Annotated in this window: 7 protein-coding genes; 1 reads left to right on the top strand and 6 read right to left on the bottom strand. The window is 75.4% G+C overall.

Annotated elements, in window-relative coordinates; translation table 11 throughout:
* The coding region (locus AB6N23_RS07800; RefSeq protein ID WP_412865529.1) for an ABC transporter permease at positions 1–1,175 on the top strand (1,175 nt) is incomplete at its 5' end.
* A 282-nt stretch (positions 1,176–1,457) separates the two neighbouring features.
* Here the strand turns inward: AB6N23_RS07800 and AB6N23_RS07795 are convergent.
* The 6 genes from AB6N23_RS07795 to AB6N23_RS07770 form a co-directional block, all read right to left on the bottom strand.
* A complete protein-coding gene (locus AB6N23_RS07795) occupies positions 1,458–1,811 on the bottom strand; it encodes a nucleotide pyrophosphohydrolase (RefSeq protein ID WP_378200004.1) in 354 nt (117 codons plus the stop codon).
* A 40-nt stretch (positions 1,812–1,851) separates the two neighbouring features.
* Positions 1,852–3,909, bottom strand: a complete 2,058-nt coding sequence (locus AB6N23_RS07790; protein ID WP_412865528.1) for an elongation factor G — start codon at positions 3,907–3,909, stop codon at positions 1,852–1,854.
* Positions 3,910–4,051: 142 nt separating this feature from the next.
* Positions 4,052–5,026: an FKBP-type peptidyl-prolyl cis-trans isomerase gene (locus AB6N23_RS07785; protein ID WP_412865527.1), complete on the bottom strand. Its 975-nt coding sequence runs from the start codon at positions 5,024–5,026 to the stop codon at positions 4,052–4,054.
* Between the two features lie 149 nt (positions 5,027–5,175).
* A complete protein-coding gene (locus tag AB6N23_RS07780) occupies positions 5,176–6,870 on the bottom strand; it encodes an alpha-amylase family protein (RefSeq protein ID WP_412865526.1) in 1,695 nt (564 codons plus the stop codon).
* Positions 6,867–7,898, bottom strand: a complete 1,032-nt coding sequence (locus AB6N23_RS07775; RefSeq protein WP_412865525.1) for a TIGR03885 family FMN-dependent LLM class oxidoreductase — start codon at positions 7,896–7,898, stop codon at positions 6,867–6,869. Before AB6N23_RS07775 ends, AB6N23_RS07780 begins: the two co-directional genes overlap by 4 nt.
* 145 nt (positions 7,899–8,043) lie before the next feature.
* Positions 8,044–8,394 (bottom strand): winged helix-turn-helix transcriptional regulator, encoded by a 351-nt coding sequence (locus AB6N23_RS07770; protein ID WP_412865532.1) that lies wholly within the window; start codon positions 8,392–8,394, stop codon positions 8,044–8,046.
* Positions 8,395–8,484: the final 90 nt, after the last annotated feature.

Below are 8,484 nucleotides of genomic sequence, written 5' to 3'. Positions count from 1 at the left end.
TGCTCGCGGCGCCCGCCGTGCGGCTCCTGCCGCCGATGGGGCGGCTCGCGCGCGGCAACGTCACGCGCAACCCGCGGCGCACGGCCGCGACCGCGGGCGCGCTGGTCATCGGCATGGCGCTCGTCGGGGCGGTGTCCGTGATCGCGGCGTCGGCGCAGGGGTCGCTCGTGCGCGTCGTCGAGAGCTCGACGTCCGCCGACCTGGTGCTGCGGTCCGCGACGGGCGTGATCCCGGCGGGCGCGATCGACGACGTGCGGGCGCTGCCCGCGGCGGGCGACGTGGCCGAGGTGGCGTTCACGCCGGCGGACGTGTCCGCGGCACCGGGAGCGGATGCCGACGCGGGCGCCGACGGCCCGGCGGGCGGTGCCGTGGTCGGGCTCGCGCCGGGCGTGCTCGGCGGTGCGGTGCTCGTCGACGTCGAGGAGGGCGACGTCGACGACCTCGACGACGCGTCCGCCGTGGTCAACGCGCGCGTCGCGGACGGGGACTGGCACGTCGGCGACGACGTCACCGTGACGACGCCGACCGGCGCGCGGACGCTCACCGTCGCGGCGGTGATCGACACGCAGGTGCTCGGCGCTCCGGTGGTCGTCACGCGGGACGTCCTCGACGCGCTGGCCACCGAGGTGCAGGTCGACACGGTGTTCCTCGAGGCGGCCGCCGGCACGGACGTCACCGACCTGCGGACGGCCGTGGCGGACGCCGTCGCGCCGTACGTCGTCGTGTCGGTGCAGGACCGCGACGAGTTCGTCGACGCGATGGCGGCGCAGGTCGACCAGCTGCTCGTCATCCTCTACGCGCTGCTGGGGCTGTCGCTGGTCATCGCGGTGCTCGGCATCGTGAACACGCTCGCGCTGTCGGTCATCGAGCGCACCCGCGAGATCGGCCTGCTGCGCGCGGTCGGGCTGGGCCGGCTGCAGCTGGCGGGGACCGTCACGGTCGAGTCGGTGCTCACGGCGGTGCTCGGGACGCTCGTCGGCCTCGCGGTGGGCGTGGGGCTGGCGTCGGTCATGCCGCGCGTCTACGCCGACGACGGCCTCGACCGGCTCGTCCTGCCGTGGGGGCAGCTGCTCGCGATGGTCGGCCTCGCGGCGGTCGTCGGCGTGCTGGCCGCGGTGTGGCCGGCGGCGCGCGCATCACGCCTGCGCGTCCTCGACGCGATCGCCTCGGAGTAGCGCGCGGCGCGCTCCCCGCGGGTCGGGGGCGTCGGGCGCGTCGGGCGCGTCCGGCCCGTCGGGCGTGTCGGGCGTGTCGGGGGCGTGTCGGCGCGGGAGCAGACATGGTCCAGCGGGCGTACGCCCGGCGTGCGCACGCAGTGCGTACGCCCGCGGAAGAGATCTCTCCTCCCTGCCGACACGCCGTGCCCGCAGGCCGGGCGCCGCGCCGCGCGTGCGGGCGGCACGTGCGGGCGGCGCGTGCGGAACTGCCGGTGCGGGCCCGACCGGTCGGGCCGCGGGTCAAGGCTTGTCGGGGGCGACGCCGCGGACGGCGTCCGACGGGAAGCGCCGGTGCGACGCCGCCAGCTTGGCGCGCGCGGCCGCGCCCAGGTCGACGTCCAGCACGTCCGCGAGCCGGACGAGGTAGACGAGGACGTCGGCCATCTCCTCGGCGGCGCGCGTGCGGCGGTCCGCGGCGGAGAACCGGTCGACGGCCTCGGCGGCCGGCACCCACTGGAACAGCTCGGCGAGCTCGCCGACCTCGCCGACGAGCGCGAGCAGCAGCGACTTCGGGTCGTGGAACTGCTCCCAGTCGCGCTCGGCGCTGAACTCGCGCACGGCCCGCGTCAGCGCGGCGATCTCCGGCTCGTCCATCCCGGCATCCTGGCACCCGCCACCGGCGGTCACCGCGGCGTCACGCCGTGACGAGGTGCTCCGGGCAGGGCTCGTAGTGGTCGGGCGCGACGGTGAGGTCGGCGCGGCCGCCGGTGAGCGAGCGCAGGTCCAGCACGTACCGGGCGAGCTCCGCCTCGGGCACCGTCGCCTCGACGACGACCTCGCCGTCGGCGCCGGTCGCCGTGTCGGTGATGCGGCCGCGGCGCGACGACAGGTCGCTCATCACGTCGCCCTGCACGGCCGACGGCACGGTGACGCGGACGCGGCTCACCGGCTCGAGCACCACCGTCCCCGCGGCGGCGAGCGCCTCCTTCAGCCCGATCGACGCCGCCGTGCGGAAGGCCATGTCGGAGGAGTCCACCGAGTGCGCCTTGCCGTCGACGACCTCGACGCGCACGTCGACCACCGGGAACCCGTGCGGACCGCCCGCCGCCGCGGCCTCCCGCACGCCCCGCTCGACCGCCGGCAGGTACCCGCGCGGGATCGCCCCGCCGACCACCTTGTCGACCACCTCGACGCCCGACCCCGCGGGCAGCGGCGAGACCCGCAGCCGCACGACCGCGAACTGCCCGTGCCCGCCCGACTGCTTCTTCACCTTGCCCTCGACCTCGGCCGCGCGCGCGACGGTCTCCCGGTACCCGACCGGCACGGGCGCCGTCGTCACGTGCACCCCGAACACGCGCGCGAGCCGCTCCAGCGCCACCGCCAGGTGCGTGTCCCCCAGGCCGCGCAGCACCGTGCGGTCGCCGGCCCGGTCGACCGCGAGCGTCGGGTCCTCCGCGACGAGCCGGGCCAGCGCGGCGGAGAGCCGGTCGTCGTCGGACTGCGTCACCGGCTCCAGCACCAGCCCGTACACCGCCGGCCGCGCCGGCAGGGGCCGCGCCGCGAGCCGCGCCCCCGGGCTGCCCTTGGCCGCCAGCAGCGAGCCGGTGGGCGTGCCGGTCAGCTTTGCGACCGCGACCACATCCCCCGCGACCGCCGCCTCGACCGGCAGGTGCTCCTTGCCGCGCAGGCGGAACAGGCCGGGCACGCGCTCCTCGGCGCGCGTCGCCGCGTTGACCAGCCGGTCCCCCGGACGCAGCGTGCCCGACAGCACCCGCAGCAGCGTCACCTGCCCGACGAACGGGTCCGCGACCGTGCGGAACGCGTGCGCGAGCGCCGGCCCGTCGGGGTCGACCGCGACCTCCACCTCCGTCGCGTCGGCCAGCACCGTGACCCGGCGGTCCGCCGGCCCCGGGCCCAGCTCGCACAGCAGGTCGGCCAGCCGGTCGACGCCCACGCCGGTCACGCCGGAGACGACGAGCACGGGGAACGCCGCGCCGTCGCGGACCTCGTGCGCGAGCGTCCGCCCGAGCTCGTCCACCGTCGGCTCCTCGCCGCCGAGGTACCGCTCGAGCTGCTCGTCGTCGTGCGCGACGATCTCCTCGGTGACCTCCTCGTGCAGGCGGTGCTCCTCCTCGGCGAGACCCGACGGCAGGGGCTCGACGTGGTGGTGCCCGTCCGGCGCGTACGCGTACCCGTCCTCGCTCAGCACGTCCGCGACGCCCGCGAACGCCGACTCCTCGCCCAGCGGCAGCTCGAGCGGCACGAACCCGTCGCCGAACGTGGCGCGCAGGTCGTCGAGGACGTGCCGGAAGTCGGCGCGCGCCTTGTCCTCCTTCGTCACGACGACCATCCGCGGCACGCCCGCCGCCGCGGCGGCACGCCACGCGCGGACCGTCCCGGCCTGCACGCCGTCGACCGCGCTCACCACGACGAGCGCGAGGTCCGCCGCCGCCAGCGCCGCGTCCACGCACCCGGCGAAGTCGAGCGACCCCGGCGCGTCGAGGAGCGTCACGTCGTACGTGGCACCGCCGCCGCGCGTCCACCGGAACGGCGCGACGCCGAGCGCGAGGGACGCGCCGCGCGCGAGCTCCTCGGGCTCGTGGTCGCACACCGTCGTCCCGTCCTCGACGCGGCCCGGGCGCGCGAGCACCCCGGCGCGGTGCAGGAGGGCCTCGGTGAGCGTCGTCTTGCCCGTACCCGCGGCGCCGACCAGCGCCACGGTGCGGATCTCGGGTCTGGTCGCCGCGTCCATGCGGGCCTCCCACGCCGGAGGGACTGGTCCGGCCAGCGTAGGACGACGGGCCCGGACGCGACAGGACCGCCGGTCCCTGGTGGGGCCGGCGGTCCTGTGGTGCGCGGGGTGCCGCGCGGGTGCTGCGGCTGCGGGGGGGCGGTCAGCCGACGCCGACGATGTCGACGACGAAGACGAGCGTCGAGTTCGGCGGGATCGTGTCGCCCGAGCCGGCCTCGCCGTAGCCCTTGTCCGGCGGCACGACCAGCATGACCTGGCTGCCGACGTTCTGGCCGACGAGACCCTCGTTCCAGCCGGCGATGACCTGGCCCTGGCCGACGTTCGCGACGGGGAAGAGCTGGCCGCGGGTCCACGAGGAGTCGAACGGCGTGCCGTCCCACAGCCAGCCGCTGTAGTGCACGAACACCGTCTGGCCGGCCTCGACGGCCGGGCCGTCGCCCTGGATGAGGGGCTGCACGGTGAGGCCCGCGGGGGCGTCGCCGGACGCCGGCTCGAGCGAGGGCTCGCCGTTCTCGGCGAGCGTGACCGTGGGCAGGCCCTCGACGGCGGGCACGTCGGTGCCCTGCGCGCGCGGCGGCACCGCGCCGATGACCTCGGCGACGGCGACGGTCGAGCCGCCCTCGGCGGGGCTGGCGAACGCGAACCGCAGGCCGACCTTGCCGCCGACCAGCAGGTCGACGAGCGCCGGCGGCAGCATGTCGGGGCTGACCATGAGCTTCTCGGGCGTGGCGCCGTAGGTCGTCGAGACCTCGGAGCCGTCGGTGCCGTTGACCCACACCGTGTTCATGTCGATGAGGTCGCCCTCGCCGATCTCCGCGCCGGTGCCCTCGTCGACGAGGCGCGCGACGGGCGCGGACACCTCGAACGGCGTGCTGGGCAGGCCGACCGTCGGCTTCGCGCCGAGGTCGCCCTCCACGGTGACGCCCTCGAGCGCGGCGACGTCCTCGGCGCTGGCCGTGGGCTCCGCGGCGGCGGAGGCCGTGTCGGTGGGGGCGGGCGTGGTGGCGTCGTCGCCGCCGTCGCCGGAGCAGGCGGCCAGGCCCACGCCGAGCGTCAGGGCGAGAGCGGCCGCGGCGATCCGGCGCGCGGCAGGTCGAGCGGTGGTCGTGCGGCGCACGTGGTCCTCCGTCACTTCGGGTCCCGCCCGATGAGGCGGCGGACGCGCAGACGCTACGCGACGAACCTGGACGTATGCCGAGAGGTCCGATGCCGAAACGCTTCAGCGCGCGGGCGGCCCTCCGCCGGGGACCGTCCGCGCGCCGGGCGTCAGAGCAGGCGGCGCGAGTCCGGGCGGACCACCCGCAGCCAGCGGTAGCCGTACCCGTCGAGCTCGATCTCGACACGGCCCTTCTCGTCCAGCGCGTGCTGGTCGTCGACGAGCAGGTCGACGAGCCGGCAGTGCTCGTCGGCGTCGCCGAGCTGCAGGGGCACGGTCACGGCGTGCGGGCCGAGGTTGTGCACCGCGACCATCGACGCCTCCTGCCACGTGCAGCGGTGCGCGAGCACCGACGCGTGCGGCTGCTCGAGGATCTCGGCGCGCTCGGACCACCCGAGCTCCGGGCACTCGCGGTAGCGCCGCGCGAGCAGCTGCACGAACGACAGCAGCGAGTCGGGGTCGCGGCGCTGCGCCGACACGTTGACGTGCTCGGGCGCGAACGCGCCCTCGACGACCGGCCCGGACAGCTTGGACGGCGCGGCGCACGAGAAGCCGCCGTTCCTGCCCGACGTCCACTGCATCGGCGTGCGCACGGCGAGCCGGCCGTCGGCGGCGAGGTTCTCGCCCATGCCGATCTCCTCGCCGTAGAACAGGACGGGCGTGCCGGGCAGCGTGAAGAGCAGCGAGTAGACCATCCGGACGCGGCGCGGGTCGCCGTCGAGCATCGGGGGCAGCCGGCGCCGCAGGCCGCGCCCGTACAGCTGCATGTCCTCGTCGGGACCGAAGGCGTCGAACACCTCCTGGCGCTCGTCGTCGGACAGCTTGTCGAGCGTGAGCTCGTCGTGGTTGCGCACGAACGTCGCCCACTGCGCGTCCCGCGGGATCGGCGGGCGCGCCTCGAGCGCGGCGGCCAGCACGCCCGCGTCCTGCCGCGCGAGCGCCAGGTACATCTGCTGCATGAGGACGAAGTCGAACTGGAGGTTCAGCTCCTCGCCCTCGTGCTCGCCGTCGCCGTCCTGGTCGCCGAAGAACAGCACCTGCTGGTCGTACGGGAGGTTGACCTCGCCCATGAGCACCGCGTCGCCGACCCGGCGCGTGAGGAACGCGCGCAGCTGCTTGAGGAACTGGTGCGGGTGCTCGACCTCGTCGCGCGGGTCGTCGGCGGCGTTCGCGAGGAAGAACGGCACGGCGTCGACGCGGAACCCCGACATGCCGACCTCGGCCCAGTACCCGACGACCTTGGCGATCGCGTCGCGGACCTGCGGGTTCGCCGTGTTGAGGTCCGGCTGGTGCTTGTAGAACCGGTGCCGGTACCAGGCCTGCGCCTGCTCGTCCCACGTCCAGATGCCGTCCTCCTGGTCGGGGAAGACGACCTGGTCGGCCGTGTCCGGCGGCGGGTCGGTGCGCCAGACGTAGAAGTCGCGGTACGGGCTGTCCGGCGAGCGGCGCGCCGAGCGGAACCACGGGTGCCGGTCGGACGTGTGGTTGACGACGAGGTCGGCGATGACGCGGATGCCGCGGTCGCGCGCGGTACGGATCAGCTCGACGACGTCGCCCGCGTCGCCGAGCCGCTCGTCGACGCCGTAGTAGTCGCTGATGTCGTAGCCGTCGTCCTTGTCGGCCGTCGGGTAGAACGGCATGAGCCACAGGCACGTCACGCCGAGCTCGGCGAGGTGGTCGATGCGCTGGACCAGCCCGGGCAGGTCGCCGATGCCGTCGTCGTTCCAGTCCATGTACGTCTCGACGTCGAGGCAGTAGACGACCGCGTTCTTCCACCACAGGTCGCCGGTGTCGCGGATCCTCATGCGCGCACCTGCTTCAGGACGGGCAGCAGGTGCTCGGCCGCGAGGTCGACGAACGCCTCCAGCGACGACGGCGCGGGCGTGACGGTGGCCGTCGCGTGCGGGTGCTTCTCGTCGGAGACGACGACGTCGGTCGCGACCTGGTGCAGGTAGACGGCGTCGAACCCGATCTCCGCGAGCTCGGCGACGCGCTCGGCCATGCGGGCCGGCTCGTGGTCGACGACGACGGCCTCGTGGATCTTCTCGTCGGGCAGGTCCTTCGCCGCGGCGTCGAACTCCTCGGGCGTCGCGATGTCCCACGCGAGCGGCGGCCCGACCGCGTTGCCGGCCCACTGCGAGCGCGCGAGCTCGAACGCCTCGTCCGCCGTCGGCGCGTACGAGACGTGCACCTGGAGCGAGATCTCGCCGCGCCCGCCCGCGGACCGGTACGCGTCGACGATCGCGCGCAGCTTCTCCGGCGGCTGGTTCACGGTCACGAGCCCGTCGGCCCAGCGCGCGTGCCGGGCGGCGGTCTCGGGCGAGACGGCCGGGCCGATGAGCAGCGGCTTGACGTCGGGCAGCGTCCACAGCTTCGCGCGGTCGACCGTGACGAGCCCGTCGTGCGTCACCTCCTCGCCGTCGAGCAGCGCGCGGATGATCTCGACGCACTCGACGAGGCGCGCGTCCCGCACGTCCTTCTCGGGCCACGGGTCGCCGGTGACGTGCTCGTTCATGTTCTGGCCGGAGCCGAGCGCCACCCAGAACCGGCCCGGGTACATCGCCGACAGCGTCGCCGCGGCCTGCGCGATGATCGCCGGGTGGTACCGCTGCCCCGGCGCGTTCACCACGCCGAACGGCAGCCGCGTCGACGCGAGCGCCGACCCCAGCCACGTCCACGCGAAGCCGGAGTGGCCCTGCCCGGCCGACCACGGTGCCCAGTGGTCGGAGCACATCGCGGCGTCGAAGCCGCGCTGCTCCGCCTGCTGCGTCGCCGCCAGCAGCGCCGAGGGATGGACCTGCTCGTGTGAGTTGTGGAGTCCGACGCGCACCATGGGCCCCTTTCCTACCGGTCGGACGGGTGTCCCGCCTCCCGAGACCCGGGCCGTCACGGCCCCGTCGCACGGCGTTCACGGCGGGTCGACCGGGCCCGGTCGAGCGGGGTCGGGTCGGGCGCGCCCCGGTCGAGGTGCGGCGGGGTCAGGGCCGCGCGGTGTCCCGGCCGACGATCGCGTCCGCGTGGTCGACGATCCAGCTCATGAGCGGCAGCAGGTGAGCCGCGAGGTCGTGGCCGAGCTCCGTGAGCGCGTAGTCGACGCGCGGCGGGACGGTGGCCGCGACCGTGCGGTCGACGAGGCCGTCGGCCTCCAGCGTGCGCAGCGTCTGCGCGAGCATCTTCTCGCTGACGCCCTCGACGGTCCGGCGGAGCTCGCCCCAGCGCAGGCTGCCGTCCGAGAGGGCGACGAGCACGAGGACGCCCCACCGGCTGGTGACGTGGTCGAGGACGACACGGCTGGGGCAGGCGGCGGGCAGCCGGTGGGCGAGGAGCATGGCGCGCAGGGCGGCACCGGGTGCGGAGTCGTCGGACGTGGGCGGTGTGACCTGGGTCTCGTCTGCCGAGCCTCGCGTCGCCGTGACCTG

Source organism: Cellulomonas pasadenensis, from assembly GCF_047229365.1.
Lineage (GTDB): Bacteria > Actinomycetota > Actinomycetes > Actinomycetales > Cellulomonadaceae > Cellulomonas.
The sequence above is the reverse complement of the archived record's forward strand: the minus strand, read 5'-3'. Positions and strand labels throughout refer to the sequence as shown.